The following is a 26,957-nucleotide window of genomic DNA, read 5'->3' on the forward strand; positions in this document are numbered from 1 at the left end:
GGGACGGGGGAGAACAGCATGGTCAAACGCGTACGCGTGGTCCGGATGTCCGTGGAACAGCCGCTGTGGCGCGCCCTGACGGCATACCGCGTGCTGACGATGCTCTACGCGGTCCTGCTCGCCGCCTTCGCCCGGCACGACTACGAGCGGCCCTGGATAGCGATCGCCTTCCTGTCGCTGATGGCCGTCTGGACGCTCGCCACCCTGCCGAAGGTGGGCAGCGCCGCCGCCTGCACCAAGCGCTTCCTGGGCGCGGACCTGGCCATCGCCCTCATCGGGATCGTGGTCACCCCGCTCGCCGACTTCCAGGCCCAGCACGTCGACGGGCCGACCCTGCCGTCCATCTGGACCGCGGGGTCCGTGCTGGCCTTCGCGATCAAGGGCGGCTGGCGCTGGGCGGGCTTCGCCTCCAGCCTGGTCGCCGTCGCCAACCTCATCGAGCGCGGCGAGCCCAGCCGCGACACCCTGCACAACGTGATGCTGGTCTGGGTCGCCTCCATCGCCATCGGTTACGTGGTGGAGGTCGCCCGGGCCAGTGAGCGCACCCTCGCCCGCGCCCTGGAGATCGAGGCCGCCACCCGCGAACGGGAACGCCTCGCCCGGGACATCCACGACGGCGTGCTCCAGGTCCTCGCGATGGTCCAGCGGCGCGGCGCCGCGCTCGGCGGTGAGGCGGCGGAGCTCGGCCGGATGGCCGGGGAGCAGGAGGTCGCCCTGCGCACCCTGGTCTCCAGCGGCCTGGTGCCGCCCACCCGGCTCTCCGAGGACGCCTCCGAGGGCGCCGTCGTCCGGACCGTCGAGACGGACGAGGACGAACCGGGCGACGGCGGCGAGACCGATCTGCGGACGCTCCTCGCCCCGCACGCCGGGTCCAGGACCAGCTTCGCGGAGCCCGGCGCCCCGGTGCTGCTGCCGTCCGCCGCGGCGGCGGAGCTGGCGGCCGCGGTCGGCGCCGCCCTGGACAATGTCCGGGTGCACGCGGGCGAGGGCGCCCGGGCGTGGATCCTGCTGGAGGACTGGCCGGACGAGGTCGCCGTCACGGTCCGGGACGACGGCCCCGGCATCCCCGAGGGGCGGCTCGCGCAGGCCGAGGGGGAGGGGCGGCTCGGGGTCGCCCTGTCGATCCGCGGCCGGCTGCGCGACCTGGGCGGCACGGCAGAGCTGATCTCGGTGCCGGGACAGGGCACCGAGGTCGAATTGAAGGTTCCTAAGGTTTCACGGGGGAAGGCGGGATCGGTCCGATGAGCGCGACACACGAAGAGGGCACCGGGCAGCCGGCGATCAGAGTGATGGTGGTGGACGACCACCCGATGTGGCGCGACGCCGTGGCCCGCGACCTCACGGAGGCCGGCTTCGACGTGGTGGCCACCGCGGGCGACGGGCCCCAGGCGGTCCGCCGGGCCGGGGCCGTCACCCCGGACGTCCTGGTCCTCGACCTCAATCTGCCCGGCATGCCCGGGGTGCAGGTCTGCAAGGAGCTCGTCGGCAGCCAGCCCGGGCTGCGGGTGCTCGTGCTCTCCGCCAGCGGCGAGCACGCCGACGTCCTGGAGGCGGTCAAGTCCGGCGCCACCGGCTACCTGATGAAGTCGGCGAGCACCCAGGAGCTGACCGAGGCCGTCCGCCGCACCGCTGCCGGCGACGCCGTCTTCACCCCGGGGCTGGCCGGACTGGTCCTCGGCGAGTACCGCAGGCTGGCCTCGGAGCCCGCACCGGCCGCGTCCGACGAGCCGAAGGCCCCGGAGCTGACCGACCGGGAGACCGAGGTGCTGCGGCTCGTGGCCAAGGGGCTCTCGTACAAGCAGATCGCGGAGCGGCTCGTCATCTCGCACCGGACCGTGCAGAACCACGTCCAGAACACCCTGGGCAAGCTCCAGCTGCACAACCGGGTCGAGCTGGTGCGCTACGCCATAGAGCGCGGGCTCGACGACGTTTAGGCCCTGAGCGGCGGGGCGGGGTACGCCGCCGTATATTCGCGATGACCGGCCGCGCCCAGCACGCAGACAGGGGAGACGTCGTGGAGATCCTGGCCTTCGGAGTGCAGTCCGACGAGAAGCCGCTGATCGAGAAGGCGTTCGCCGGGAAGCACGACGTCCGCTGCCTGGACGTCTTCCTCAACCGGGACACCGCCCCCATCGCGGCGGGCTACGAGGTCATCTCCACCAGCGTCAACGCCGACCTGGGCGGCGCGGTCCTGCAGACCCTCGCGGCCGGCGGCACCCAGATGATCGCCCAGCGCTCCACCGGGTTCAACAACATCGACCTGGACGTCGCCGAGCGCCTGGCGCTGCGCGTCGCCCGGGTCTCGTACTACTCGCCGTACTCGGTCGCTGAGTTCGCCTGGACCCTGGCCATGGCGGTCAACCGCCGGGTGATCCGGGCCGCGAGCCGCACCCGCGATTTCGACTTCCGGCTCGACGGGCTCCTCGGCCGCGACATGCACGGCCGCACCGTGGGTGTCGTCGGCACCGGCAAGATCGGCGAGGCGTTCACCCGGATCGCCCACGGCTTCGGCATGAAGCTGCTCGGCTGGGACGTCGCCGAGAACCCGGCCTGCGTCGAGCTGGGCATGCGCTACGTCGACAAGGAGCAGTTGCTCGCGGAGGCCGACCTGGTCAGCCTGCACGTGCCGCTGCTCCCGGCGACCCAGCACCTCATCGACAAGGACGCCCTCGCCCTGATGAAGGACGACGCGATCCTGGTCAACTCCAGCCGGGGCGGCCTCATCGACACCTCGGCCCTGGTCGGCGAGTTGCGGGCGGGCCGCTTCCTCGGCGTCGGACTCGACGTGTACGAGGCGGAGGCCGGGCTGTTCTTCCTGGACAAGTCCCTGGAGGGCGTGGACGACGACACCCTGGCCCGGCTGGTGACTTTCCCGAACGTCATCGTCACCTCGCACCAGGCGTACTACACCGAGGACGCGGTCGGCCAGATCATCGACACCACCGTGAAGAACGTCGGCGACTACCTGGCCGGCCGCCACAGCGACAACGTCCTGGTCCCGGCCCGCCCCGGGACCTGATCCGCCGGCTGCCCTGGGCCTGTCGTCACATTCCCGTCCGCCGGGCGGACGACGGCAACGTGACGACAGGGCCTAGCCGCGCACCGGGAGCCCCGCCAGCAGCTCGGACACGATCGCCGCACCGCGCAGCGTCAGCACCGACTCCGGGTGGAACTGCACCGAGGCGAACCCGGCCCCGCGCAGCGCGTGCAGCTCCCCGGAGACCTCGTCCCGGCTCGCCTCGATGCCGTGCGCCGCCAGCTCCGCCGCCCCGGAGTCGTCGCAGCGCGCGGTGAAGCTGTTGTAGAAGCCGACCGTCTCGGGCCGCCCGAAGAGGTCGATACGGGTCTGCGCCCCCTGGTACGGCACCGCCTTGCGGACGATCTCCAGGCCCAGTTCGGCCGCGATCAGCTCATGGCCCAGGCACACCCCGAGCAGCCCGTGCCGGTGGTCCCGGACCAGCTCGGCGGCCATCGCGCGCAGAAGCCGCATCTTCGGGTCGGCCGCGTCCGCCGGATTCCCCGGGCCGGGACCGAGCACCACGGGGCCCTCGTGCGCCCGCACCGCCTCGCGCAGCCCCGGCTCGTCGTAGCGACGCACGGTGACGTCGAGCCCGGAGGCGCGCAGCAGGTGCCCGAGCATCGCGGTGAACGTGTCCTCGCCGTCCACCACCAGGGCGTGGCCGGTGCGGTCGGCGGCGCGCTCCTGCATCCGCAGCCAGAACGGGGCGAGCCCGTCCCGCCGGGCGTCCAGGGCCTCCCGCACCCGGGGGTCGGCGGCCAGCCGGGGCCGCTCCCGCTCCGCCTCGGGGCGGGCCGGGCGGACACCGAGGGCGGCGAGGACACCGGCCGCCTTGGCGTGGGTCTCGGCGACCTCGCTCTCCGGCTCGGAGTGGCGGACCAGGGTGGCCCCGACCGGCACCCGCAGCGTGCCGTCCGCGTCGATGTCGGCGGTCCGGATCAGGATCGGCGAGTCCAGGGTCTGGCTGCCGTCGGCCTCCCGGCGCAGCAGGGCCAGCGCGCCCGCGTAGTAGCCGCGCCCGCCGTCCTCGTACCGCTCGATGACCCGGCAGGCGTTCTGCACGGGGGAGCCGGTGACGGTCGCCGCGAACATGGTCTCCTTCAGCACCTCCCGTACGTCCAGCGAGGAGCGTCCGCGCAACTCGTATTCGGTGTGCGCGAGATGGGCCATCTCCTTGAGGCGCGGGCCGATCACCACACCGCCCATGTCGCCGACCGTGCACATCATCTTCAGCTCCTCGTCGACCACCATGGAGAGCTCCTCGGTCTCCTTGCGGTCGCCGAGGAAGGCGAGCAGGCTCTCGGGGGTGGGCCCCTCGGCGGGGTAGCGGTAGGTGCCGCTGATGGGGTTCATCACGACGGTCCCGCCGGACATCCGCACATGCACCTCGGGACTGGCACCGACCAGCACGCGATCCCCGGTGTGCACGACGAACGTCCAGTACGCGCCCCGCTCGCCCGCCAGCAGCCGCCGGAACAGGGCCAGCGCGTCCGCCCGGCCGAAGCCGTCGATCCGGCCCCGGAACGTCCGCCGGATCACGAAGTTCGCGCCCTCGCCCCGGCCGATCTCGTCCTCGATCACGCGCCGCACGGTGTCGGCGTACGCCTCGTCGCTGACGTCGAACTCCCCGTCTTCCACCCGGACTTCATGGCGGGGGAGCGCGTCCAGCGCCTCGTCCAGGGACATCGTGTACGTCTCGTCCGCGACGAGGACCGACAGCGGGGTGCCGTCGTCGCGTACGTCGAAGCCGCGTTCCGCGATCTGCCGGAACGGCACCAGCGCCAGCGACGGGCGGTCGCCCACGGGGATGTCGGCCAGGCGGTCCGCCTCGTGCACCCGGCCGATCAGCACCTCGACGGTGTCGTGGTCGTGGCCGGGGGTGCGGCGGCGCAGCAGGGCGAACGGCGGGCAGTCGTCGCGCAGGAGTCGGTCGAAGCTCATGGGTCGGGTTCCTTCCAGGGAATCAGCTGGGAGGAACGGCCCGTGAACACGGAAGAGGCCGCCCCTCGGGCGGCCTCTGCGTCAGTGTGTACGCGCGATCAGTGGGCCGCCGGATGAGCGGTCCACCACCAGTTACGGGTCGAGTGCGCGAACATGCCCCGTACCCTAGCCCACGCCTGACGACGACGGGGCCCTTTCCCACCCGGCCGGATGGGAAAGGGCCCCGTGTGCGGGAGCCGCTGTCGCCTAGAACAGCATGTCGTAGATCTGCCAGCCGTTCCCGACCTGCGACTTCGTCGCGAACGGGGTCGTCACGCTGCCGGTGGAGTGGTAGAACCAGAAATCCCCGGCCGAGTCCACGCCGACCAGGTCGCCCCGGCCGTCACGGTCCAGGTCGCTCGGGCCGAGCAGGAGCTTGTACTTGCCCCAGCCGGTACCGATCTTGACCCGCTTGTCGTACGGAGCGGAGGCCGAGCCGGTGCCCGTGTAGATCCACAGCGTCCCGGACTTGTCCCGGGCCACGAAGTCGGCCTTGCCGTCGCCGTTGAGGTCGCCGGTGGAGACGATCTGGTCGTAGATCTGCCAGCCGTACCCGATCTTCGCCTTGGGGGCGAAGGGCTTCTCCGGGGTGCCGGTGCCCTTGTAGAAGTAGATGTCCCCGGCGGTGTTGCGGGCGATCATGTCGGCCTTGCCGTCACCGTCCAGGTCCCGCATGCCGTTGAGGCTGGAGTACTGGTTCCAGCCGCTGCCGACCTTGAGCCGGGCCATGTACGGCTTGTCCGGGTTGCCGCTGCCCCGGTAGTACCAGAGGACGCCGTCCTTGTCGCGGGCCACGAAGTCGCCCGTGCCGTCCGCGCGCAGCGCGGTCATGGCGGTCATCGCGGTGTAGCTGCCCCAGCCGTAGCCCGCCTGGTAGCGGCGGTAGTACGGCGAGGAGGCGCTGCCGGTGCCCTGGTACTGCCAGATCCGGCCGGCGCTGTCGCGGCCGATCATGTTGTAGCGGTCGGTGGCGGAGGCGGGGGCGGTACTGCTCGCCTCCTGCACGTCGCTCGCCTTGACCCAGGCGATGCGGTGGTTGTAGCGGATCGGGTAGAAGAGGTTCGTGGTCCCCTTCACCAGCGTGCGGTCGTTGTCCTCCGTGCCCGCGAACGTCCCGGCGAACCAGTAGTCGCCCGCCTGCGCCGGACCGGCCTTGGAGTACGCCTGGCCGGCCGGGATGCTGTACTTCGTCAGCGAGTCGTTGTTCTTGGTCTGCACCGGCACGCCCGTGCCCTCGTAGGCCGCGTCCTCGGGGTAGGCACGCCCGTACACCGGGATGGACGTCGCGCCGGCCCTGGGCTTCAGCACCGGCTGCGGGGTCTTGGCGACCGCCCTGGTGTACTGGCCGCCCGGATTCTGGAACCAGGCCTTCTTGCCGCCGTACCAGATCGCGGTCCAGTCGCCCTTCGACTCGGCGACCACGTACGCGCCGCCGGCGACCACCTTGTTGCCCCAGTTCGGGCCGTCGGTGTCCTTCACGTTCGGCATGTACGGGTCGACGATCTTCGACGCGGACGTGGAGGCCGAGGTGTAGAGATAACCGAAGTTCGCGGGCTGCTTGGCGACCGCGCTGCCGCCGTACGTCAGAGCCGGCTGGTTGGCCGAGGTGAACGGGGGCACGACCCGGACCAGCTCGCCGGCCCTGACCGGACCGCCGGCGCCGCTGTCACCGGTCGGAGCACCGATCAGGGACATGTAGTGGTTCCAGTCCCAGAAGGGGCCCGGGTCCCAGTGCTGGGACGCGACATTGGCGTCCAGGACGCCCGGCACCTCGTCGTGGCCGATGATGTGCTCACGGTCCAGCGGGATGTCGAACTTGGCGGCGAGGAACTTCACGAGCGTCGCGGAGGACTCGTACTGGGGCTCCGTGTACCAGCTGCCCGACTTGATCGCGTAGCCCTCGTGCTCGATCCCGATCGAGTGCATGTTCACGGTCTTGTTCGCCGCGTGCCACGCCTCGTCCTTCGTCTGCACCATCTGGGTGACCAGGCCGTCCTTGGCCCGGATCAGATAGTGGGCGCTGGCGTAGGAGGCCGGGTTCTGGAAGGTGGCGAGCGAACCGTCGTAGCCGCCCTCCGTGTCGTGGATGACGATGTAGCGGATGTCCTCGCCGCTGCCCGGGCGGTCCGCCTCGTTGTAATTGCCGAAGTCGTCCGGGGTCGTGCTGTTCTGCTTGTACCCGGCCGGCCTGAAGTCGCAGTTCAGTCCGGAGGGGCACTCCGGCGTGGGGGTCGCGGCGGTGCTCGCGTTCGTCGCCGCCAGCGGCATCTTCGCGGGCTTGACCGGGGTCACCGACGGGTCCGCGGGCAGCGACAGCTGCTGGCCGTCCGCCGTGACGCCGCTCTCACCGCTCCTGACCGACTCGAAGACCCGGTTGGCGAAGAGCGTGGCGCCCTTGGTGTCCGACGCCTGGCTGAAGCGCGCCACCGCGGGGTACCACTTGCCCGCGTCCTCGGAGAGGGAGCCGGTCGCTTCCTTCTGGTACTTCGCGAGCAGCGCGGCGCCCGCGCGGATGCTCTGCGCGGTGTCCTCCTGCACGGAGCCGGCCGGCTTGTCGATGAGCTCCGCCGCCTCGTCGAGCGTGTGGAGCTCGGGGGCGTCGGTGTCCACCTTCTTCGGCAGCTCCCGCAGCGCCCGCTTGGCGTCGAAGTGCTTCATGACGGCCGGGTCGCCGCTCATGTTGAGGTGCGCCAGCCGCTCCGCGTCCGTCGGCTGCTCCACGTCCCCGGCCGCCACGCTGGTGAGCCCCATGACGTTGTACGCGCCGCTCGTGCTCGGCTCGCCGTCGTGGCTCTCCCACCGCGTCTGCCGGTACGAGACCGCCATCAGCACGCTCTGCGGTACGTCGAACTCACGGGCCGCGTCCTCGAACTGGGCCTGGAGCACGGCGGACGGCGAGGCGGCCGTGGCGTTGCCCGGGTCCGGGTCCTGCGAGGCCATGGCCAGGGTGCCGATCGTCGCGGTCGCGACCACGGCGGCACCGGCCCCGAACAGCAGCCGTTTCTTCTTGAGGTCCCTACGGTGATTCCGCTTCAAGTCCCCACCCTCGATATCCACTTGTCCAACGTTGTGCAACGCCGAAAGTCGCGAGGTTAGCAGGCCGCCCGGACAGCCCCCGCACCGGCCGTGCCGAGACGTCCGTCTCAGTGACTGGGCAACCGGGAATGTGAGCGCGCGCGACCCCGTAGTGTGGACGCCGTGACCGTGAACGCCAATACCTCCGTCGCCGGTGGCAACACCTGGCGAGACCTTCCCGCGGCGCAGCAGCCCGAGTACCCCGACTCCGAGGCCCTGCGCGATGCACTCGCGGACCTCGCGTCGTATCCCCCGCTCGTCTTCGCGGGCGAGTGCGACCAGCTGCGTGCCCGTATGGGAGCCGTCGCCAAGGGCGAGGCGTTCCTCTTGCAGGGCGGAGACTGCGCCGAGGCATTCGACGCCGTCTCGGCCGAGCACATCCGCGCCAAGCTCAAGACGCTGCTCCAGATGAGCGCCGTCCTCACGTACGCGGCCTCCGTGCCCGTCGTCAAGGTCGGCCGGATCGCCGGCCAGTACTCCAAGCCGCGCTCCAAGCCGACCGAGACCCGCGACGGCGTGACCCTGCCGACCTACCGCGGCGACTCCGTCAACGGCTTCGCCTTCACCGAGGCCGACCGCGTTCCCGACCCGGAGCGCCTGAAGCGGATGTACCACGCGTCCGCCTCCACGCTGAACCTGGTGCGCGCCTTCACCACCGGCGGTTACGCCGACCTGCGCCAGGTGCACGCGTGGAACCAGGACTTCGTGAAGTCGTCCCCGTCCGGCCAGCGCTACGAGGCCCTGGCCCGCGAGATCGACAACGCGCTGAACTTCATGAAGGCGTGCGGGACCGACCCGGCCGAGTTCAAGGCCGTCGAGTTCTACGCCTCGCACGAGGCCCTGCTCCTCGACTACGAGACCGCGCTGACCCGCACCGACTCCCGCACCGGCCACCTGTACGACACCTCGGGCCACATGGTGTGGATCGGTGAGCGCACCCGCCAGATGGACGGGGCGCACATCGAGTTCGCCTCCAAGGTCCGCAACCCGATCGGGATCAAGCTGGGCCCGACGACCACCGTCGACGAGGCCCTGGGCTACATCGAGCGCCTCGACCCCGAGCGCGAGCCCGGCCGGCTGACGTTCATCGTCCGCATGGGCGCCGACAAGGTCCGGGACAAGCTGCCCGAGCTGGTCGAGAAGGTCACCGCCTCCGGCGCCACCGTCGCCTGGGTGACCGACCCGATGCACGGCAACACCTTCGAGGCGGCCTCCGGCCACAAGACGCGCCGCTTCGACGACGTCCTGGACGAGGTCAAGGGCTTCTTCGAGGTGCACAAGGGCCTCGGCACGCACCCCGGCGGCATCCACGTCGAGCTGACCGGCGACGACGTCACCGAGTGCGTCGGCGGCGGCCACGAGATCTTCGTGGACGACCTCCACCAGCGTTACGAGACGGCCTGCGACCCCCGGCTCAACCGCAGCCAGTCGCTCGACCTGGCCTTCCTCGTCGCCGAGATGTACCGCGACCAGTAGGGGCCGCGGCAGGCGCACCGTACGACTGTGGGGCACGGATCGATGTGATCCGTGCCCCACAGGGCGTTCCGGGCTTTTGCCACCCACCCGCGGCGGGTAAGGTTAGGTTAGCCTCACCGATCATCGGGGCGGCGTCACGACCTGTCCCCGCCCGGGAGGTGAACCGCATGTACGTCTGCTCGTGCTTCGGCGTTACGGAGCAGCAGGTCAAGGATCATGCGGCGGCCGGGGCCTGCACGCCCCGCCAGATCGCCTCCGCCTCCAAGGCCGGCACGGACTGCGGCGGCTGCGTCCGTACCATCCAGGCGATGCTCGGCCGGGGTGCCTGCCCGCGCCGCGACCTCCTGGAGCGGAAGCAGACGCCCGCCACCGCGGCCGCCCCGGTGGAAGGACTTCCTGAAGCCGCCTGAGCGCGGTCAGCTCTCCGGCTGCTCGATGAGCTGGGCGATGTACAGCGGCTCCCCGAGCTTCTCGACCAGATCCAGCTGGGTGTCGAGATAGTCGATGTGGTGCTCCTCGTCCGCGAGGATCGACTCGAAGATGTTCGCCGACGTGATGTCGCCCTTGTTGCGCATCAGCTCGATCCCGCGCTTGAGGCGGTCGATCGCCTCGACCTCGACCTGCCGGTCGGCCTGGAACATCTCGGTGACCGTCTGGCCGACCCGTACGTGGAACAGCCGCTGGTAGTTCGGCAGACCGTCGAGGAAGAGAATGCGGTCGGTCAGGATCTCGGCGTGCTTCATCTCGTCGAAGGACTCGGCACGCGTGTATTTCGCCAGCTTGGTCCAGCCGAAGTTGTCCTGCATCTTCGCGTGCAGGAAGTACTGGTTGATCGCAGTCAATTCGGCGGTCAGCTGTTCATTCAGGAACTCGATGACCTCGGGGTCGCCCTGCATCGCAGAGGCTCCTTCCAACGGTGAACCGGGCACGTTGGCGGCATCCTCGCACCGGACCCGGTGACCGTCCAGTAAGTGCATGCTTAGTATGAGTTGCCCGAATGGGCTCCGCCCTGGTCACGACCACCCCCGCCTGTCTGTCACCATGGAGTCATGGGTCAGCCGGAAAGCCGGGAACACCGCGCGTCAGAGGAGTCCGAGCTTCCGCCGGGCCAAAGGCTGCAGCGCGGGTGGCCGGTGACCCACTACGGGCCCGTCCCCAAGTTCAAACCGGAACGCTGGGAATTCCGTGTCTTCGGCGCGACCGCCGACGGTGAGAAGCGCTGCTGGAACCACGAGGAATTCTCGGCACTGCCGTTCTCCTCGGTCGTCGCCGATCTCCACTGCGTCACCAAATTCAGCATGCTGGGTGCCGAGTGGGGCGGTGTGCTCGCCCGCGACGTGATCGCCCTCGCGCCGCCCGCCCCCCAGGTCACGCATGTGATGGTCTGGGCCGAATACGGCTTCAGCTCCAACCTCAGGCTGGACGACTTCCTCTCCGACCGGACCCTGTTCGCCACCCACAAGGGCGGCGAACTGCTCACCGCCGAACACGGCTTCCCGCTCCGGCTCGTCGTTCCCCATCTGTACGCCTGGAAAGGGCCCAAGTGGGTCCGGGGCATCGAATACATGACCGCCGACCGCCGCGGCTTCTGGGAGGAGCGCGGCTATCACAACATCGGCGACCCCTGGAAGGAACAGCGCTACTCCTACCAGGAGGAGCCAGGGGACGGCCCGGAACTCTGAACCGGCACCCGGACCCGGATCAGCCGCCGTCGCGCAGCGCCTGGAGCCGGGCCACGTCCGCCGCGTGACCCTCCTTGCCGCCAGGGGTCTCGATGACCAGCGGCACGCCCTCGGTGGCCGGGTGCGCGAACAGCTCGCGGAACGGCTCCTCGCCGATGTGGCCCGAGCCGATGTTCTCGTGCCGGTCCTTGTGGGCGCCGGAGACGTCCTTGGAGTCATTGGCGTGGATGAGCTTCAGCCGGCCCTCACCGACCGTCCCCACCAGCAGGTCCAGCGTCTCCTTCATCCCGCCGGGCCCGGCCAGGTCGTGCCCCGCCGCGAAGATGTGGCAGGTGTCCAGGCAGACCCCGAGCTTCGGATGGGCGTCCAGTGCCTCGAAGTACGGGCCGAAGTCCCAGGTCCGTGAGCAGAGCGAGGACCCCTGCCCGGCGGTGGACTCCAGCAGCAGGAACGGGTCGTCGTCGTGCGTCAGCTCGTCCAGCAGCGGCCGCATGTGCGTCCGCACCTGGGCCAGCGCCTCCTCGCGGGGCCGTCCGCCGGTCGCCGACCCCGTGTGCACCACGAGGCCCAGCGCCCCGATCTCCCGGGCCCGGCGCAGCGAGTGGCGCAGCGACTCCACGGACCGCTCCACCGTCGCCGGGGTGTGCGAGCCGAAGTTGATCAGATACGGGGCGTGCACGTACGCCGGTACCGATTCGGCGGCGCACTGCTCGCGGAACAGCTCGTCCTGCGCCGGATTCCCGGCCGGGGTGGCCCAGCCGCGCGGGTTGGCCACGAAGACCTGGACGGCCTCGGCGCCCATCTCGCGGGCGTAGGGGAGGCCGACCTTGGCGAGGCCGCCGGCCACCGGCACGTGGCCGCCGACTGGGTTGCGCATACGGATCTCTACAGTCCCTTGGTCTTGATGGTGATGGTGCTGCCCTCGGGGGCCCGGTCGCCGCCGTCCACGGACTGGCTGGAGACCTTGTCGCTGAAGGAGAGGAACCCGCGGTCGACCTTGACCTCGAAACCCGCGGCCTTCAGCTCGTCCTCGGCGTCGCCCACGTCCTTGCCGACCACGTCCGGCACGTCGATCATGCGCGGCCCCGCGGAGACCGTCACCGTCACGGTGTCGCCCTCGGCCGCCTCGTCGCCCTCCTCCGGTGACTGCGCGGCGACGTCGCCCTCGTCCTCGGGCGAGTGCACCCGGCCGGGCTTCACCTTCACCTTCAGGCCCTCGTCGGCCAGCGTGTCGGTGGCGTCGTCGACGGAGAGCCCGGTGACATCGGGGACGTCGACGGGGCTGCCCTTGGAGACGACGATCGCGACCGCCGAGTCCGGGTGGCGCTCGGTGCCCGCCTCGGGGTCCGTGCGCACCACCTCACCGGCCGCCACGTCGTCGTTGAACTCCTTGGTGACGAGGCCGGGGAGCAGGCCCGCCTTCGTCAGCCGCTGCTTGGCGGCGGCGAGCCGGTCGCCCGCGACATCGGGCACCTTGATGATCTCGGGGCCGCGGGAGACGACGAGCGAGACCGAGCCGTTGCCCCTGATCCGCGCGCCGGACTCGGGGGCGCTGCTGATCACCTTGCCCCGGTCGACGGTGTCGCTGAAGGCCCGCCGCACCCCCTTCAGCTCCAGGCCCGCGTCGGAGAGCCGCTTCCCGGCCGTCTTCTCGGTCTGGCCGAGCAGTGAGGGGACCTTCGTGAACTGCCCGGAGTTGATGTACCAGACACCGCCGCCGACGCCCAGGACGACGAGCACCGCCAGGACCGCCGCCAGCAGCCCGCGCCGGGGACCGCCGAGCGGCCCCCTCCGGCGCGGCGGCAGCGGATGCCGCGGCGGCGCGGGCGGGGGCATCTCCAGCCGGCTGGTGTGGTGGGCGGTGCCCAGGTCCTTCGGCAGCACCCGGGGGATCACGGTCGTCCGCGCGTCGGACCCCTCCGCCCCACCGCCCGGGGCGGCCTCCGGCCGGGCCTGCGGCGGTACGGCGTCGAGCTGCGCGTCCGTGAGGGCGGCGCGCGCCCGGCGGGCCATGGCGAGGAGCGCCACCGCGTCGAACGGGCGGGCCTCCGGGTCCCGGGCGGTCGCGCCCGCCACCAGCGCGTCCAGCTCGGGCGCCAGCCCGGGGACGGCGGCGGACGGGGGCGGCACGTCCTCGTGCAGATGCTGGTAGATGACCTGGGCGGGGGACTCCCCGTCCCGCGGCTTGTCGCCGGTCAGCATCTCGTACAGCACGACCCCGCAGGCGTACACATCGGCGCGGGTGTTCGCCGTGCCGTGCTCGATCTGCTCCGGGGCGAGGTACGAGACGGTGCCGAGGATCGTCCCGGTGGTGTTCGTCACCGAGCCCACGGCCCGGACCAGACCGAAGTCGGCGACCTTGACCCGGCCGTCGTCCCCGATCAGCACGTTCTCCGGCTTCATGTCGCGGTGCACGAAGCCCGCCCGGTGCGCCGCACCGAGGGCGGCGAGGACCGATTCCAGGATGTCCAGCGCGGCCCGCGGCGCGAGCGCGCCGCGCTCGCTCAGCACGTCGCGCAGGGTGCACCCGGCGACGTACTCCATGGCGAGGTAGACGTACTGACCCTGGGCGCCCTGGTCGAAGACCCCGACCACATTGGGGTGGGCGAGGTGCGCCACCGACTTGGCCTCGCGGATGAAGCGCTCGACGAACGAGGCGTCGGTCGCCAGCGCCAGGTGCATCACCTTGAGGGCGAGCACCCGGTCGAGCCGCATGTCCATGGCCCGGTAGACCGTGGCCATGCCGCCCACGGCGATGCGGGCATCGACGCGGTATCGGCCGTCGAGCAGCTGCCCGACGAGGGGGTCCTGGAGGGTCGTATCCACCATGCGAGTCTACGAGCCGCCGCGGACAGGCCCGCCGCGGCGGAGCGAACCCGGGGCAGTACTGCAGCCGAGCCGTGACAGGCGCGTGTCAGAAAGCCGGCCGCTCCGGATCGAGCACCGCCCGCCCGGCCGTCGGCGAGGACGCCTCCGCGAAGTGGCGGCGCGGGATGCGCCCGGCCCGGTACGCGAACCGCCCGCCCTCCACCGCGTGCCGCATCGCGGCGGCCATCAGCTCGGGCTCCTGGGCCCGGGTCACCGCCGAGGCGAGCATCACGGCCGAGCAGCCGAGCTCCATCGCGAGCGCCGCGTCCGAGGCGGTCCCGGCGCCGGCGTCCAGGATCACCGGGACGCCGGCATGCTCGGCGATCAGCTGGAAGTTGTGCGGGTTGCGGATGCCCAGGCCCGAGCCGATGGGGGAGCCGAGCGGCATGACCGCCGCGCACCCCACGTCCTCCAGCTTCCGGGCCAGGACCGGGTCGTCGTTGGTGTACGGCAGCACGGTGAAGCCGTCGTCCACCAGGATCTCGGCGGCGTCCAGCAGCTCGACCGGGTCGGGCAGCAGCGTCCGCTCGTCGGCCACCACCTCCAGCTTCACCCAGTCCGTGCCCAGCGCCTCACGGGCCAGCCGGGCGGTGAGCACGGCCTCCCCGGCGGTGTAGCAGCCGGCGGTGTTCGGCAGCACCCGGATGGACAGCTTCCGCAGCACGGAGAGCACCGAGCCCTGCACGGTCGGGTCGAGGCGGCGCATCGCGACGGTGGTCAGCTCGGTGCCGGACGCGATCAGCGACCGCTCCAGCACGTCCAGGCTGGGCGCCCCGCCGGTGCCCATGATCAGCCGTGAGGCGAAGTCGGTGCCGCCGAGGGTGAACAGGTCGTCGGACATCGTCAGCCTCCCTGGACCGCGGTCAGGACCTCGACCCGGTCGCCGTCGACGAGCGCTGCGGCGGACCACTGGCCGCGCGGCACCACGGTCTCGTTGAGCGCGGCGGCCACCCCCGCCGTCGCGTCGGTCAGCGTCGCGACGAGGGCGTCCAGGGTGGTGCCCGGCGCGACGGCGGCCGGGGCTCCGTTCACGGACACGGTGAGCGGGGTCGGGTCGGTCATGCGGGCTGCTCCTGGGATGCGGGGGCCGGGGCGAACCGGCCGGGGGAGAAGGGGCGGGCCGCCTCGGGCAGCTCGCCGTCGGCCAGCAGCGACGCCATGGCGTCCCCGGTGACGGGGGTGAGCAGCACGCCGTTGCGGCCGTGGCCGGTGGCGAGGTGGAGGCCGGGCAGCGCGGTGCGGCCGAGCAGCGGGGCGTTGTCGGGGGAGGCGGGGCGCAGACCGGCGCGGGTCTCGGTGAGCGGCAGCTCGGTGATCCCGGGCACCAGCTCGTGGGCGTCGCGCAGCAGCTCGTAGACCCCGCCCGCCGTGACGGTGGTGTCCCAGCCCATCTCCTCGGTGGTGGCGCCGACGACCAGCTCGCCGTTCTCGCGCGGCACGAGATAGACGTGGCTGCCCCGGACCACCGCGCGCACGGTGCGCGAGAGGAAGGGGGCGTACGCCGGGGGCACGGTGAGGCGCAGCACCTGGCCCTTGACCGGGCGGACCGGCGGCAGGACATGGGCGGGGACCCCGGCGAGCCGGCCGCTGAGGCTGCCCGCGGCGAGCACGACCTGGCCGGCGGCCAGCTCCGTACCGTCGTCGAGCACGGCTCCCGCGGCCCGGTCCGCGACCACCGAGAGGCGGTCGGCCCGGCGGCGGTGGAAGACCACTCCGGCCCGTTCGCAGGCGGTGAGCAGCGCGGCGGCGAGGCGGCGCGGATCGACCTGGTGGTCGCCGTCCACCCGCAGGCCGCCGCGCACGCCCGGGGCGAGCATCGGTTCCAGGCGGCGGCACTCGCGCCCGGTCAGCCACTCCGACTCCAGGCCCGAGCGGCGTTGCAGCTCGTGGAGCTCGCGCAGATGGGCGCGGTCGTCGGCGTCGAGCGCGACGGCCAGGGTGCCGCAGGCGCGGAAGCCGATGTCCTGCCCGCTCGCCTCCTCCAGCTCCGCCGTGAACGACGGATAGCGCCGGGCGGAGGCGAGGTTGAGCCCGAGCAGCGTCTCCTCGCCGTAGTGCAGCTCGGTGACGGCGGCCAGCATGCCGGCCGCGACCCGGGCCGCTCCGCCGCCCGGCCCCGGGTCGGCGAGCGCGACGGCCAGGCCGCGCCGGGCGACCCGCCAGGCGGTCACCAGGCCGATGATGCCGCCCCCGATGACGAGGACGTCGGACCCTTCGGTGGGATGGGTGCGCATGGGCGTCCAGCCCCTCCCTTCGCCGGCATGACCCGGATCAGGTTCGTACGGTCGGAGGCCGTCCAGCCTCCCTCTCAGCCCGGTCCGTCCGGGCTCCCGCGTGTCTTACGGTGGCCACCCTAAACCCCGCCCGGCGGACCGGGTAGGGAGGGCCGGGGGAGGGGGCGCCCTTTCTTGACGTCCCGTCAGGTACGTAAGGTGGATCAGGTGAGCGAGCAGCAGCGGGCAGAGCGGACCGAACGCCGGGTCGTCGTCGCGGGCGCGGGCATGGCGGGCGTGCAGACCGCCGTCGCCCTGCGGGAACAGGGCTTCACCGGCCCCGTCACCCTGATCGGCGCCGAACCCCACCAGCCCTACGACCGGCCACCGCTGTCCAAGGCGGTGCTGCTGGGCAAGGCCGAGGAGTCCGCCTTCGACATCGACTTCGAGGGGCTGGACATCACCCTGCGGCTGGGCTGCGAGGTCACCGGGGTCCGCGCCGGCGCCCATGAACTCGACACCTCCGGGGGCCCGGTCCGTTACGACGTCCTGGTCCTCGCCACCGGCGCCGAACCCGTCGCCCTGCCCGGCTCCGAAGGCATCCCCGGCGTGCATCTGCTGCGCACCCTCGACGACGCGGCCCGGCTGCGGCCCGTCCTGGAGGCCGGGCACCCCGTCGTGGTCGTCGGCGCCGGCTGGATCGGCGCCGAGTTCGCCACCGCCGCCCGTGCCGCCGGCTGCGAGGTCACCGTCGTCGAAGCCGCCGACCGCCCCCTGGCCGGCGCCCTGCCCGCCGAGGTCGCCGCCCCGATGGCCGCCTGGTACGAGGAGAGCGGCGCCCGGCTCCTCACCGGCGCCCGGGTCGCCCGCGTCGAGCCCGGCACGGTGGTCCTCACCGACGGACGCACCCTCCCGGCCGGCGCGGTCGTCGTCGGCATCGGCGCCCGCCCCGCCACCGGCTGGCTCGCCGGCTCCGGGATCGCGCTCGGGCCCGAGGGCTCGGTGACCGCCGACGCGGCGCTGCGCACCTCGCTGCCCGACGTGTACGCGGTCGGCGACTGCGCCTCCTTCCCCTCGGCCCGCTACGGCACCCGCCTGGTCGTCCACCACTGGGACAACGCCCTCCAGGGGCCCAGGACCGCCGCCGCCCACATCGCGACGGAGGGCGCCGACATCCCGCCGTACGACCCGGTGCCCTACTTCTGGTCCGAGCAGTTCGGCCGCTTCGTGCAGTACGCCGGGCACCACGCGGACGCGGACACCCTGCTGTGGCGCGGCGACCCGGCCGAACCCGCCTGGTCCGTGTGCTGGCTGCGCGAAGGCGCCCTGGTCGCGGTGGTCGCGGTCGGCCGCCCGCGCGACCTGGCGCAGGGGCGCCGGCTCATCGAGGCGGGGGCCCGGCTCGACGCGGACCGGGGCGGGGACCCCTCCGTACCGCTGAAGTCGGCGGTCCTGCCGTAACGGCCCGGGACCTGAAGGGCCGAGTCCGGGTTTCGGCTGTCAGTCCGGGATGGCAGGCTTGTCCCGTGACCGAGATTGACGCAAAGATCGATGCTCTCGTCCCTGCCTGGCTCCACCTGCCCGACATCGCGGAAATGCTCGATGTCGAGGTGACGCGTGTGCGGCAGCTGGTCAAGGAGGGCCAGCTCATCGCCGTACGCCGTGGGGAGAACCGGGCACTTCAGGTGCCCGCCGCCTTCATCGACGGCAACAAGGTGGTCAAGGGCCTCTCCGGGACCCTGACGCTCCTGAAGGACGACGGCTTCTCCGACGAGGAGATGCTCGAATGGCTCTTCACCCCCGACCCGACCCTGCCCGGCACCCCCGCGCAGGCACTGAGTGAGAATCGCGGCACGGAGGTGAAGCGCCGCGCCCAGGCGCTCGCCGTCTGAACCGCCCGGGGAAGCGGGCCGCACCGCACGAGCGGGCGGCCCGCTTCCCCGCGCCGCACCACCGATCCGCCATCACCGTCCCCGGGGGGAACCGCACCATGTCCACGCCTCGCGCCCAGCTGTCCGACGCCCGGCTCTACCTGTGCACGGACGCCCGCAGGCGCCAGGGAGACCTGCCCGACTTCCTCGACGCGGTCCTCGCCGGCGGGGTGGACATCGTCCAGCTCCGCGACAAGGGCATGGAGGCCGGTGAGGAGCTGGACCACTTGGCCGTCTTCGCGGACGCCTGCAAGCGGCACGGCAAGCTCCTCGCCGTCAACGACCGGGCGGACGTGGCCCACGCCATCGGCTCCGACGTGCTGCACCTGGGCCAGGGCGACCTGCCGGTCCCGGCGGCCCGCGCGATCATCGGCGCCGAGCCGGTCATCGGCCGCTCCACGCACGCCGAGGCCGAGGTCGACGCCGCCGTCGCCGAGCCCGGCGTGGACTACTTCTGCACCGGCCCCTGCTGGCCCACCCCCACCAAGCCCGGCCGCCACGCGCCCGGCCTGGACCTCGTGCGGTACGCCGCCTCGCTCGCCCCGGCCCGCCCCTGGTTCGCCATCGGGGGCATCGACGCGGACAACCTCGACCAGGTGCTGGACGCCGGGGCCCGGCGGGTCGTGGTCGTACGGGCCGTCACGGAGGCGTCCGACCCCGGTGGTGCCGCCGCTGAGCTGGCACGACGGGTCCGCGAGCGCGCCGGAGCCTGACGGCGGAGAGCCGCCTCCGGAGCGGAGGTCCGGCACCGGCCGGTACCGGCCTGGGACGAATCTGTCCGAAGGATGGACAAGAATCAGTCAATTCCGGCAAATGCCTCCGGTTCGGTTGGGGGCCCGCCCCGCCCTGGTTAACCTGCCCGTATGGCCCTTGGCACACCTTCCACCAGGACAGATCACGCGCGCACCGTGCGTGAGATGCTCGCGACCGGCGCGACCTCGTACTCGTTCGAGTTCTGGGCGCCCAAGACCGAGAAGGGCGAGCGCAACCTGTGGAACGCGCTGCGCCGGGTCGAGGCCGTCGCCCCGAGCTTCGTCTCGGTGACGTACGGGGCCGGCGGCTCCACCCGTTCCGGCACGGTGAAGGCCACCCAGGACATCGCCGCCGAGTCCACGCTCACCCCGGTCGCGCACCTCACGGCCGTCAACCACTCGGTCGCCGAACTGCGCAACATGGTCGGCCAGTTCGCGGACGCCGGCATCCGCAACATCCTCGCCCTGCGCGGCGACCCGCCGGGCGACCCGATGGGCCCCTGGGTCGAGCACCCGCAGGGCGTGAAGTACGCGGCGGACCTGGTCCGGCTGATCAAGGAGGCCGGCGACTTCTGCGTCGGCGTCGCGGCGTTCCCCGAGCGGCACCCGCGCTCCGGCGACTGGGACACCGACATCCGGCACTTCGTGGACAAGTGCCGCGCGGGCGCCGACTACGCGATCACGCAGATGTTCTTCGACCCCGAGGCGTATCTCCGGATGCGTGACCGGGTGGTCGCCGCCGGTTGCGACACACCGATCATCCCCGAGGTCATGCCGGTCACCAACGTCCGTCAGCTGGAGCGGCTTTCCCAGCTCAGCGACGCGGCGCTGCCCGACGACCTGAAAGAGCGCATCCTCGCTGCCAAGGACGACGCCGCCGCTGTACGCTCCATTGGCATCGACTTCGCAACGCGGTTCAGCGCGAAGCTGCTCTCCGAGGGCGTGCCCGGACTGCACTTCATCACGCTGAACAACTCGACTGCGACGCTCGAGATCTACGAGAATCTCGGACTGCACAAGCAGTCGTGACCGGCCGTACCCGCCACCAACCGGTGCGGTGGCCGTAGAAGGGGGCGGGCATGGGCTGGACGGTCCTCTACATCGCGTTCGGTGTCGTCGCGCTGTGGCTGCTCGGCGAAGTGCTGCTGCAGTACAAGGCGCGGCTGCGCTGGCGCCTCCTCGCCTTCACCGGCTTCCTCGGTGTGGTGGTCGGCGTCCTGATGCCGTCCGTGCCCGTCATCGCCCTCGGCGCGGTCGCCTTCGCCACCGGCCAGACCTACGTCACGCTCTCGTTCCGCAAGGGCTTCTCCACCGGCTGGGCGATCGGGGGCAAGCCCGGTGAGAGCCGCCGCCGGCGTGGCGCCGCCGCACGCAAGCCCACCCTGGAGGTCTCGGACCTGGAGGTGGAGTACGAGGGCGGAGCCCCCGAGGCCCCGTCCGACCCGCCGTCCGCCCCTGCCCCCGCCGTCTACGCGACCCAACCGATGGACGAGGACACCGGCCAGTACGGCGTCTACAGCGACCCCGTCCCGCCCCGCCCGGCCGAGGAGCCGCCGGCCGCGCAGAGCCACGAGGCGTACGACCCCTACGGCTACCCGGTCCAGCAGCCCCAGGGCCAGGACACCTATGCCGGGGCCGGGCAGTACGACTACGGCACCGATCCGCAGAGCTACGCCGCCTACTCCGACCCGTACATCGGCACCACCGCGAGCACCCCGCAGTACGGCACGTACGACGGCTACGGGAACTACGACGGCTACGGCGGCCAGCAGCAGTACCCCGACCCGTACGCGCAGGGCGACACCTACGGCTCGGAGACCCCGCCGGGCGGTGTCTGGGTGCCGCAGCAGCGCGAGGGCGAGCACTATCCGCAGCAGCCCGCCGCCCAGCCGGCCCCGTACCCGAACGGCTACGACACCGGCTACAACGAGCAGTACCGCTACTGAGGCGCCCCCGGGCTCACTGCGAGCCGCGGAAGCCGTCCCCCTCCACCACGGTCCCCGCGACCAACGCCCCGGACATGCCCGCGTGCGCGAGTCCGCCGCCCGGATGCGACCAGCCGCCGGCCAGCAACAGACCCGGCAGCCGGGTCCGGTTGGCGGGATGCAGGAACGCGCCCCCGGCACCGCCCAGCGCCGGCGGCGGCACCGCACCGCCCTCGGCGCCCGTGTCCGCGGCGGTCTCGGCGGGCGTCCGCACCCGCGTCCGCAGCACCCGCTCCCGCAGCCCCGGCACCGCCGCGCCCGCCGCCTCGGTCAGCGTCCGGGCGAACCGGGCCCGCACCGCCTCGTCCGTCCAGTCCACCGGGCCGTGCGGGGCCACCGTCGCCACCAGCGTCACCGCCTCGTGCTCCGCGTCGGGGCGGGTCGACGGATCGTCGGGGCGCAGCACGGTCACCGTCGGGTGCGCGGCGATCCGGCCCCCGAACACCGCCTCGCGCTCGGCCGCCCCGTCCGCCGGGTGCACCACGGTCCGGTGCACGGCGTCCGCGGGCCGCCCGCCGCGCAGCGACAGCATCACCACGAACCGGCCGGCCCCCGCCGCGTCCGCACGCACCGTCACCTCCCCGTCCGCCCACAGCTCCTGACCCGGCACCAGACCGGGCCACGGCCGGGCCCCGAGCACCACATGGGCGGCCTCCGCGACCGTCCCGTCCGCCAGCTCCACGCCCGCCGCACGGCCGTCCTTCTCCACGACCCGGGCCACTTCGGCGCCGAAGACGAACTCCACCTTCCGGGCCAGGCACCGCTCGTACACCGCCCGGGCCAGCGCCCGCATGCCGCCGCTCACGTACCAGGTGCCGAACGTCTCCTCCATGTACGGCAGGAGGGCCGCGCCCGCCGGGGCGCGCGCGGGGTCGAGGCCGTACGCGAGGGCGTATCCGTCGAGGAGGGCCGCCAGCCGGGGGTCCGCCAGCTCCCAGGCCCCGATCTCCGCCACCGTCCCGGCCCGCCGCGCCGGGCGCAGCAGGCGCTTGCGCTCCTCGGCCGGATACGGATCACGGCCCAGCACCTGCCAGTCGGGGCGCAGGGGCTCCTCCAGGAGCGGCCGCCGCGAGCGGTCCCAGGCGTCCCTGGCCCGGTCGAGGAAGGCCCCCCACTTCGCGCCGGCGCCACCGCCGAGCGCGGTGTCCAGGGCGGCGACGGTCCCGGCGCGCGAGGCGTTCGGCAGCGAGACGGCGGTGCCGTCCGCGAAGAGGTGCCGGCTCGCCGGGTCCACCTGGGTCAGCGTGACGCACCGCTCCAGCGGTTCCTTGCCGGTCTTCACGAACAGGTCGCGGTAGACCGCGGGGAGAGGGAGCAGCCCGGGCCCGGTGTCGAACACGAAGCCCTCCTCGGCGTGCTGCCCGAGCGAGCCGCCGTACGTCTCCGACCGCTCGTACACCGTCACCCGGTGGCCTGCCACGGCCAGCCGGGCCGCCGCCGCCATCGCGCCCATCCCGGCGCCGATCACCGCAATTCGTGCCATGCAGGCGACCTTAACGGCCGCCACCGGAAGACCCGCCGTCAGCCCCAGGGAGGGTTGGCCGAGGGGAGGACGGGCTGCTGCCCGCCGCGCTTCGCCGCACGGCGCTCCGCCCTGCGGCGCCAGAACCTGCGGATCCGGGAGGCCAGGAAGATCACGATCGCGAGGCCCACGACGAGGAACGTCCCGGCGAGGGTGGCGGCGATCCACGGATGGAAGATCGCGAAGGTGACGACCCCCGCGACGCCCAGGTCCTCGACGGCGCTCAGCGCGATGTTGCTGAACGGCTCGGGTGAGGTGTTGACCGCCATCCGAGTCCCGGCCTTCACCAGGTGGCTCACCAGGGCGGTCGAGCCCCCGATGGCACCGGCCGCGATCTCCGGGAGCGAACCGCTCTCGCCGGCCAGCAGCGCCGCGACCACCGCGCCCGCCACCGGCCTGACGACCGTGTGCACCGCGTCCCACGCGGTGTCGACATAGGGGACCTTGTCGGCGACCACCTCGCAGAGGAAGAGGACCGCGACGACGACGAGCACGTCGGTGCGCTGGAGCGAGGCGGGCACCTCGTCGCTGACACCGGTCGCGCCGAATATGCCGAGCAGGAGGACCACCGCGTACGCGTTGATCCCGCTCGCCCAGCCGCTTGTGAACACCAGAGGGAGTACCGACACGCAGGCGATCGTAGCCAGCGGGTCCGGCCCTCCGGCAGGGCGCGGGAAACCCAGCTCTGAGTATCCGTACTCAGAGCGCGGGATGAGTAGCCGCACGGATGGGCCGTGACCTGCTGGAACGGCAGAGTGGGTGTCCACGGAAGGGGCGCCGGCACGGGGCGGCGGGGCGGGGCGGTCGCTCCCTTCCGAACGGGGGTGCGCGACGGAGGACTTCGGGACCACGGGGGACACGGGGTCACGGGGGACGGTCCTCCGCAGCACGGAAGGCGCCGGTCGGGCGGGCTCGGGGGACGGGCCACGCGCGACCGGCGCCTTCGTGCGTACAGGGGGCTCAGCGCCCGCTGACGCGGCCGCGCAGCAGCAGGGACAGCGCCGAGTGCACATCGTCGATCGAGCGCTCCGGCTGGAACGCCTGCCAGTCCAGCGCCGCCACCAGCACCATCCCGACGAGCGCCGCCGCCGTCAGCGGCACGTCGATCTCCTCGCTCAGCTCGCCGTTCGCCACGCCTTCCGCGATGACGCCCTCCACCACGGCGACCGCCTCGCGGCGCACCACCAGGAGCGTGGACTGCCAGGCGCGGTTGGTGCGCCAGAGCTCGGCCACGTACAGCTGGGTGAAGGCCGGGTAGCGGTCGATGAAGACCAGACCGGCCCGGATCATGGCGTCCAGCGCCTCGACCCGGCTGCCGCCGCGGGCGCCGGTCTCCTCGGCTGCCGCGCGCAGCGAGGAGGTGAGCAGGCCGACGCCGTGGCGCAGCAGCTCCTCGAAGAGCTCGGTCTTGCTCTTGAAGTTGTAGTAGACCGTGCCCTTGGCGACCCCGGCCCGGTCGGCGATCTCGTCCACCGTGGTCGCCGAGAAGCCCTTCTCGGCGATGAGGGTGACGGCTGCTTCGTAGAGCCTCTGCCGGGTGGCCTGGCGGCGCGCGCTGCTACTGCTTTCCATGGACCTGATTCTCACAGGTCCCGGCACGGTCACAGGCTCAGCTCCGGATGCAGCCGCTCCAGTGTCCACATCTGCTTGCGGCGGGCCGACAGGGCGGTCAGCGCGAGCGCCCCGGCGGTGAAGGCCACCAGCACCGCGCAGCCCTGCCAGACCGGGCCGAGCCCGCCGCCCGTGATGAGCCGGCGCAGCCCCTCCACGACGTAGCTCATCGGCAGGTACGGGTGGATCGCGTTGAAGAAGCCGGGACTGGTCTGTACGGGGTAGGTGCCGCCGGCCGAGGTCAGCTGGAGCATCAGCAGCGCGAGGACGAGGATGCGCCCGGCCGCGCCGAAGCAGGCGTTCAGCCACTGCACGATCGCCGCGAAGCAGCAGGTGACCAGCGCCAGGAAGCCGAGCGTCCCGGCGGTGTGCGCCATGTCCAGGCCGGGGCCCCAGTGCAGGACGGACATCAGCGCGGCCGTCTGGAGCAGCCCGATCCCGGCCACCGGCAGCCACCCCGCGAGGGCGATCCGCCGGGCCGGTGCCCCGGCCGCCAGGGCCCGCCCGCTGAGCGGCTGGATCAGCATGTACGCCACCATCGCGCCGACCCAGAGGGAGAGCGGGATGAAGTAGGGCGCGAAGCCCGTGCCGTAGTTCGGGGCGGAGTGCAGCGACCGCGAGGCCAGCCGTACGGGGTCGGCCATGACCTCCGTGCGGGCGTCGCGGTCCTTCTTGCCGTAGTCGGGGATCTTGTCGACGCCGTCGCCGAGCCCCTGGGCGAGCGTGGTGGACCCGTCCTTGAGGCGGACGAGGCCCCTGTCGAGGCCGGTGGCGCCCTTCTTGAGCTTGCCGACGCCCGTGTCCAGGTCGGACGAGCCGGTCTTCGCCGTGCCCAGCCCGGTGTGCAGCCGGTCCGCGCCGGTGGCGACCTTGTGCGCGCCGGTGTTCAGCGCGTTGATCTTCCTGACCGCGGCTCCCAGGTCCTCGTCCAGGTGCGGGGAGCGCGCGGCGAGGCCGTTCGCCTGCGTCTCCAGCGTGGTCAGCTGGGTGCGCAGCTTCTTCAGGTCGCCGTTCTGGTTCTTGACCAGGGTGTTCACGTCGTCGGCCACGGCGGCGACGTCGGCCGCCGCGGTCACGGCGCGCTTCAGCGGCGGGCAGACGGTGGGGTCGGGGACCGGCTGCTCCTGGCAGCGGGTGCGGTGGACGTCGGCGAGGTCGTCGGCGGCGGTGTGCGCGGCGGTGGCGGCGGTGGGCGCCGCCTTCACGAGCAGGTCCAGATTGTCCCGCACGGTCTTCGACGAGTCGGCGACCAGCCGGGCTGTGTCACCGATGGTCTTCCCGTTGTCCTTCAGGAACGGGCGCACGTCGGCGGCGACCCCGTTGACCTTGTCGGCGAGGAGCTGGGTGCCGTCGGCGACCTGGCGCGAGCCGGTCTCCAGGTCGCCCGCGCCCTTGTCCAGCTTCACGATCCCGCCGGCCAGCTTCTTGCTGCCGGCCTTGGCGTCCTTCAGCCCGTCCGCGAGGTCCTTCGAGCCCTTCTTCGCCTTGCCGATCCCGTCCTTGAGGTCGGCCGCGCCCTTCGCCGCCTTCGCCGTCCGGTCGTGCAGATCGGAGAAGCTGATGAAGATCCGGTCGAGGAACCCGCGCGAGGCGTTGGCCGACGCGGCCGTGCGGACCTCGGAGAACACCGTCCGGGATATCTGCCCGACGATGTAGTTGTTCGCGTCGTTGGTACGCACCTGGAGCGCGCCGGTCTCGGGGGAGTCACCGGCGCTGGAGGCGATGCGCGCGCTGAAGTCGGCGGGCATGCGCAGCGAGAGGTAGTACGTGCCGTTCTCGACGCCCCGGTCGGCCTCCTCGGCGCTCACCTCGTGCCAGTCGAAGGTCTTCGAGTCGAGGAGCTTGCCGGTGATCCGGTCCCCGGCCGCGATCCGCTTGCCGTCGGCGGTGGCGCCCTTGTCGTCGTTGACCAGGGCGACCGGGATGCGGTCCAGCCTGCCGTACGGGTCCCAGAAGGACCACAGGTACAGGGCGCCGTAGAGCAGGGGGAGCAGCAGGAGCGCGGCGAGGGCGGCGCGCGGCAGCCGGCCCCTTCCGAAGCGCCTCAGCTCAAGCGCGGCCAGTCTCGGCGAACGCATCGGCCGGTTCCTCCTCGTGCGTGGTGGCGTGGGTTTCCGGGGCGGTGCCCGTGCGTACGGTGACGGCGTCCTCGGGGGCCTCGCTGCAGACGGCCAGGACGGTGGTGCCGGCGGCGGCGACGGAGCGCAGCAGCTCCCACACCTCGGCCCGCTCGTCGTCGGACAGCTTCAGATCGGTGTCGTCCACCCCGAGCAGCCGGGGCCGGCCCATCAGTGCGAGGGCCACGGACAGCCGCAGCGCCTCGGTCCGCTCCAGGTCCCGTACGGCGGTGCGCTCGGCCTTGGGCAGCGTGGCGGGGTCGAGCCCGGCGGCTTCCAGGGCGGCGCCGATCCGGGCGCGGGCGGCGGCGGCCCGCGCCCGGGGCCGGCGCAGCAGGGCGCGCGGGGAGCCGTCGTAGCGGCGCAGGAGCAGGGCCCGCTCGCGCAGGTGCTCGGCGACCGTGAACGCCGGGTCCAGTTCGCTGACCCCGGGCACCGGGCCCAGGGCGGCGAGGCGGCGGACGGCGGCGGCCCGGCGCGGCAGGGCGAGGCCTGCGGTCGCGGCCTCGCCCTCGGTGGGGCGCATGCGGCCGGTGAGAGCGAGCAGAAGGCAGGTGCGGCCCGAGCCGGACGGGCCTTCGACGGCGATCAGGGCGCCGGGCTCCGCGCGGAGGCTCACGCCCCGGAAGGCCCAGCCGCGCGGCCCTTCGAGACCCAGGTCCTCGGCGGTGACGGCCGCCCCGTGCGGACTCTCCACGCACCCCACCCCTCATTTGAACTGACTGG

At 72.5% G+C, this 26,957-nt stretch carries 25 protein-coding genes and 1 riboswitch; of the genes, 11 read left to right on the plus strand and 14 right to left on the minus strand.

The window, feature by feature from the left end:
- The first annotated feature begins 18 nt into the window (after positions 1 to 18).
- The 3 genes from macS to ACFZAT_RS06220 all read left to right on the plus strand — a co-directional run bounded on the left by macS (position 19) and on the right by ACFZAT_RS06220 (position 3,019).
- A complete protein-coding gene (macS, locus tag ACFZAT_RS06210) occupies positions 19 to 1,245 on the plus strand; it encodes a MacS family sensor histidine kinase (protein WP_391260861.1) in 1,227 nt (408 codons plus the stop codon).
- Complete coding sequence (locus ACFZAT_RS06215; protein ID WP_391260864.1) at positions 1,242 to 1,934, plus strand: response regulator; 693 nt, start codon at positions 1,242 to 1,244, stop codon at positions 1,932 to 1,934. Before macS ends, ACFZAT_RS06215 begins: the two co-directional genes overlap by 4 nt.
- Before the next feature lie 80 nt (positions 1,935 to 2,014).
- Complete coding sequence (locus tag ACFZAT_RS06220; RefSeq protein ID WP_391261671.1) at positions 2,015 to 3,019, plus strand: NAD(P)-dependent oxidoreductase; 1,005 nt, start codon at positions 2,015 to 2,017, stop codon at positions 3,017 to 3,019.
- 72 nt (positions 3,020 to 3,091) lie between these two features.
- On the opposite strand, the gene ACFZAT_RS06225 is transcribed toward ACFZAT_RS06220, so the two are convergent.
- From ACFZAT_RS06225 to ACFZAT_RS06235, 3 genes are all read right to left on the minus strand, one after another.
- Positions 3,092 to 4,960 (minus strand): chorismate-binding protein, encoded by a 1,869-nt coding sequence (locus ACFZAT_RS06225; protein ID WP_391260867.1) that lies wholly within the window; start codon positions 4,958 to 4,960, stop codon positions 3,092 to 3,094.
- 98 nt (positions 4,961 to 5,058) lie between these two features.
- The gene (locus ACFZAT_RS06230) at positions 5,059 to 5,115 is read right to left on the minus strand and encodes a trp operon leader peptide (RefSeq protein WP_073735655.1); all 57 of its coding nucleotides are present in this window, start codon (positions 5,113 to 5,115) and stop codon (positions 5,059 to 5,061) included.
- A gap of 91 nt (positions 5,116 to 5,206) precedes the next feature.
- A complete protein-coding gene (locus tag ACFZAT_RS06235) occupies positions 5,207 to 8,035 on the minus strand; it encodes an N-acetylmuramoyl-L-alanine amidase (protein ID WP_391260870.1) in 2,829 nt (942 codons plus the stop codon).
- Between the two features lie 168 nt (positions 8,036 to 8,203).
- Here ACFZAT_RS06235 and ACFZAT_RS06240 point away from each other — a divergent pair, with 168 nt between their 5' ends.
- Complete coding sequence (locus tag ACFZAT_RS06240; RefSeq protein ID WP_391261674.1) at positions 8,204 to 9,550, plus strand: class II 3-deoxy-7-phosphoheptulonate synthase; 1,347 nt, start codon at positions 8,204 to 8,206, stop codon at positions 9,548 to 9,550.
- A 167-nt stretch (positions 9,551 to 9,717) separates the two neighbouring features.
- Entirely contained in the window at positions 9,718 to 9,960 is a 243-nt protein-coding gene (locus ACFZAT_RS06245) for a (2Fe-2S)-binding protein (protein WP_391260873.1), read from the plus strand.
- Between the two features lie 6 nt (positions 9,961 to 9,966).
- On the opposite strand, the gene bfr is transcribed toward ACFZAT_RS06245, so the two are convergent.
- Positions 9,967 to 10,446, minus strand: a complete 480-nt coding sequence (bfr, locus tag ACFZAT_RS06250; RefSeq protein WP_093709197.1) for a bacterioferritin — start codon at positions 10,444 to 10,446, stop codon at positions 9,967 to 9,969.
- 153 nt (positions 10,447 to 10,599) lie between these two features.
- Here bfr and ACFZAT_RS06255 point away from each other — a divergent pair, with 153 nt between their 5' ends.
- Positions 10,600 to 11,232, plus strand: a complete 633-nt coding sequence (locus ACFZAT_RS06255; RefSeq protein ID WP_391260878.1) for a molybdopterin-dependent oxidoreductase — start codon at positions 10,600 to 10,602, stop codon at positions 11,230 to 11,232.
- Between the two features lie 19 nt (positions 11,233 to 11,251).
- Here the strand turns inward: ACFZAT_RS06255 and ACFZAT_RS06260 are convergent, their stop codons facing one another.
- From ACFZAT_RS06260 to thiO, 5 genes are all read right to left on the minus strand, one after another.
- A complete protein-coding gene (locus tag ACFZAT_RS06260; protein ID WP_391260880.1) occupies positions 11,252 to 12,109 on the minus strand; it encodes a deoxyribonuclease IV in 858 nt (285 codons plus the stop codon).
- An 8-nt stretch (positions 12,110 to 12,117) separates the two neighbouring features.
- Positions 12,118 to 14,058, minus strand: coding sequence for a Stk1 family PASTA domain-containing Ser/Thr kinase (gene pknB, locus ACFZAT_RS06265; protein WP_391260883.1), 1,941 nt, complete (start codon positions 14,056 to 14,058; stop codon positions 12,118 to 12,120).
- An 88-nt stretch (positions 14,059 to 14,146) separates the two neighbouring features.
- On the minus strand, positions 14,147 to 14,941 hold the full coding sequence (locus ACFZAT_RS06270; RefSeq protein WP_391260885.1) for a thiazole synthase: 795 nt from the start codon (positions 14,939 to 14,941) through the stop codon (positions 14,147 to 14,149).
- Between the two features lie 2 nt (positions 14,942 to 14,943).
- Positions 14,944 to 15,162 carry a sulfur carrier protein ThiS gene (thiS, locus tag ACFZAT_RS06275; RefSeq protein ID WP_391260888.1) on the minus strand — a complete coding sequence of 73 codons (219 nt, stop codon included), beginning with the start codon at positions 15,160 to 15,162 and terminating at the stop codon, positions 14,944 to 14,946.
- Positions 15,159 to 16,334 carry a glycine oxidase ThiO gene (thiO, locus tag ACFZAT_RS06280; RefSeq protein WP_391260891.1) on the minus strand — a complete coding sequence of 392 codons (1,176 nt, stop codon included), beginning with the start codon at positions 16,332 to 16,334 and terminating at the stop codon, positions 15,159 to 15,161. Before thiO ends, thiS begins: the two co-directional genes overlap by 4 nt.
- Positions 16,332 to 16,444: riboswitch (TPP riboswitch) on the minus strand. It overlaps the preceding gene by 3 nt.
- A 97-nt stretch (positions 16,445 to 16,541) precedes the next feature.
- Here thiO and ACFZAT_RS06285 point away from each other — a divergent pair.
- The 5 genes from ACFZAT_RS06285 (at position 16,542) to ACFZAT_RS06305 (ending at position 20,942) form a co-directional block, all read left to right on the plus strand.
- Positions 16,542 to 17,774 (plus strand): FAD-dependent oxidoreductase, encoded by a 1,233-nt coding sequence (locus tag ACFZAT_RS06285; RefSeq protein WP_391260893.1) that lies wholly within the window; start codon positions 16,542 to 16,544, stop codon positions 17,772 to 17,774.
- A 65-nt stretch (positions 17,775 to 17,839) separates the two neighbouring features.
- Positions 17,840 to 18,205 (plus strand): Rv2175c family DNA-binding protein, encoded by a 366-nt coding sequence (locus ACFZAT_RS06290; protein ID WP_073968171.1) that lies wholly within the window; start codon positions 17,840 to 17,842, stop codon positions 18,203 to 18,205.
- A gap of 98 nt (positions 18,206 to 18,303) precedes the next feature.
- Complete coding sequence (thiE, locus tag ACFZAT_RS06295) at positions 18,304 to 18,957, plus strand: thiamine phosphate synthase (RefSeq protein WP_391260897.1); 654 nt, start codon at positions 18,304 to 18,306, stop codon at positions 18,955 to 18,957.
- Positions 18,958 to 19,107: 150 nt separating this feature from the next.
- Positions 19,108 to 20,025 carry a methylenetetrahydrofolate reductase [NAD(P)H] gene (gene metF, locus ACFZAT_RS06300; RefSeq protein WP_391260900.1) on the plus strand — a complete coding sequence of 306 codons (918 nt, stop codon included), beginning with the start codon at positions 19,108 to 19,110 and terminating at the stop codon, positions 20,023 to 20,025.
- A 50-nt stretch (positions 20,026 to 20,075) separates the two neighbouring features.
- Complete coding sequence (locus tag ACFZAT_RS06305) at positions 20,076 to 20,942, plus strand: hypothetical protein (protein ID WP_391260902.1); 867 nt, start codon at positions 20,076 to 20,078, stop codon at positions 20,940 to 20,942.
- A gap of 13 nt (positions 20,943 to 20,955) precedes the next feature.
- Here ACFZAT_RS06305 and ACFZAT_RS06310 read toward each other — a convergent pair whose 3' ends face one another.
- The 5 genes from ACFZAT_RS06310 to ACFZAT_RS06330 all read right to left on the minus strand — a co-directional run bounded on the left by ACFZAT_RS06310 (position 20,956) and on the right by ACFZAT_RS06330 (position 26,928).
- Positions 20,956 to 22,464: an FAD-dependent oxidoreductase gene (locus tag ACFZAT_RS06310; RefSeq protein WP_391260905.1), complete on the minus strand. Its 1,509-nt coding sequence runs from the start codon at positions 22,462 to 22,464 to the stop codon at positions 20,956 to 20,958.
- A 38-nt stretch (positions 22,465 to 22,502) separates the two neighbouring features.
- Complete coding sequence (locus ACFZAT_RS06315) at positions 22,503 to 23,132, minus strand: DUF4126 family protein (RefSeq protein WP_391260908.1); 630 nt, start codon at positions 23,130 to 23,132, stop codon at positions 22,503 to 22,505.
- 331 nt (positions 23,133 to 23,463) lie between these two features.
- Positions 23,464 to 24,075 carry a TetR family transcriptional regulator gene (locus ACFZAT_RS06320; protein ID WP_391260911.1) on the minus strand — a complete coding sequence of 204 codons (612 nt, stop codon included), beginning with the start codon at positions 24,073 to 24,075 and terminating at the stop codon, positions 23,464 to 23,466.
- 29 nt (positions 24,076 to 24,104) lie between these two features.
- The gene (locus ACFZAT_RS06325) at positions 24,105 to 26,192 is read right to left on the minus strand and encodes a YhgE/Pip family protein (RefSeq protein WP_391260913.1); all 2,088 of its coding nucleotides are present in this window, start codon (positions 26,190 to 26,192) and stop codon (positions 24,105 to 24,107) included.
- Positions 26,164 to 26,928 (minus strand): ATP-binding cassette domain-containing protein, encoded by a 765-nt coding sequence (locus tag ACFZAT_RS06330; protein ID WP_391260915.1) that lies wholly within the window; start codon positions 26,926 to 26,928, stop codon positions 26,164 to 26,166. Before ACFZAT_RS06330 ends, ACFZAT_RS06325 begins: the two co-directional genes overlap by 29 nt.
- Between the last annotated feature and the right edge of the window lie 29 nt (positions 26,929 to 26,957).

The organism is Streptomyces sp. NPDC008163 (assembly GCF_042956885.1).
Lineage (GTDB): Bacteria > Actinomycetota > Actinomycetes > Streptomycetales > Streptomycetaceae > Streptomyces > Streptomyces drozdowiczii_A.

What these genes read in the sequence shown, in the direction of transcription:
- ACFZAT_RS06320 (WP_391260911.1), bottom strand. Translation starts at nt 24,075, where the DNA reads ATGGAAAGCAGTAGCAGCGCGCGCCGCCAGGCCACCCGGCAGAGGCTC.
- thiO (WP_391260891.1), bottom strand. Translation starts at nt 16,334, where the DNA reads ATGCGCACCCATCCCACCGAAGGGTCCGACGTCCTCGTCATCGGGGGC.
- bfr (WP_093709197.1), bottom strand. Translation starts at nt 10,446, where the DNA reads ATGCAGGGCGACCCCGAGGTCATCGAGTTCCTGAATGAACAGCTGACC.
- ACFZAT_RS06305 (WP_391260902.1), top strand. Translation starts at nt 20,076, where the DNA reads ATGGGCTGGACGGTCCTCTACATCGCGTTCGGTGTCGTCGCGCTGTGG.
- ACFZAT_RS06215 (WP_391260864.1), top strand. Translation starts at nt 1,242, where the DNA reads ATGAGCGCGACACACGAAGAGGGCACCGGGCAGCCGGCGATCAGAGTG.
- ACFZAT_RS06225 (WP_391260867.1), bottom strand. Translation starts at nt 4,960, where the DNA reads ATGAGCTTCGACCGACTCCTGCGCGACGACTGCCCGCCGTTCGCCCTG.
- thiS (WP_391260888.1), bottom strand. Translation starts at nt 15,162, where the DNA reads ATGACCGACCCGACCCCGCTCACCGTGTCCGTGAACGGAGCCCCGGCC.
- ACFZAT_RS06260 (WP_391260880.1), bottom strand. Translation starts at nt 12,109, where the DNA reads ATGCGCAACCCAGTCGGCGGCCACGTGCCGGTGGCCGGCGGCCTCGCC.
- ACFZAT_RS06325 (WP_391260913.1), bottom strand. Translation starts at nt 26,192, where the DNA reads ATGCGTTCGCCGAGACTGGCCGCGCTTGAGCTGAGGCGCTTCGGAAGG.
- metF (WP_391260900.1), top strand. Translation starts at nt 19,108, where the DNA reads ATGGCCCTTGGCACACCTTCCACCAGGACAGATCACGCGCGCACCGTG.
- ACFZAT_RS06270 (WP_391260885.1), bottom strand. Translation starts at nt 14,941, where the DNA reads ATGTCCGACGACCTGTTCACCCTCGGCGGCACCGACTTCGCCTCACGG.
- ACFZAT_RS06310 (WP_391260905.1), bottom strand. Translation starts at nt 22,464, where the DNA reads ATGGCACGAATTGCGGTGATCGGCGCCGGGATGGGCGCGATGGCGGCG.
- ACFZAT_RS06255 (WP_391260878.1), top strand. Translation starts at nt 10,600, where the DNA reads ATGGGTCAGCCGGAAAGCCGGGAACACCGCGCGTCAGAGGAGTCCGAG.
- macS (WP_391260861.1), top strand. Translation starts at nt 19, where the DNA reads ATGGTCAAACGCGTACGCGTGGTCCGGATGTCCGTGGAACAGCCGCTG.
- ACFZAT_RS06245 (WP_391260873.1), top strand. Translation starts at nt 9,718, where the DNA reads ATGTACGTCTGCTCGTGCTTCGGCGTTACGGAGCAGCAGGTCAAGGAT.
- thiE (WP_391260897.1), top strand. Translation starts at nt 18,304, where the DNA reads ATGTCCACGCCTCGCGCCCAGCTGTCCGACGCCCGGCTCTACCTGTGC.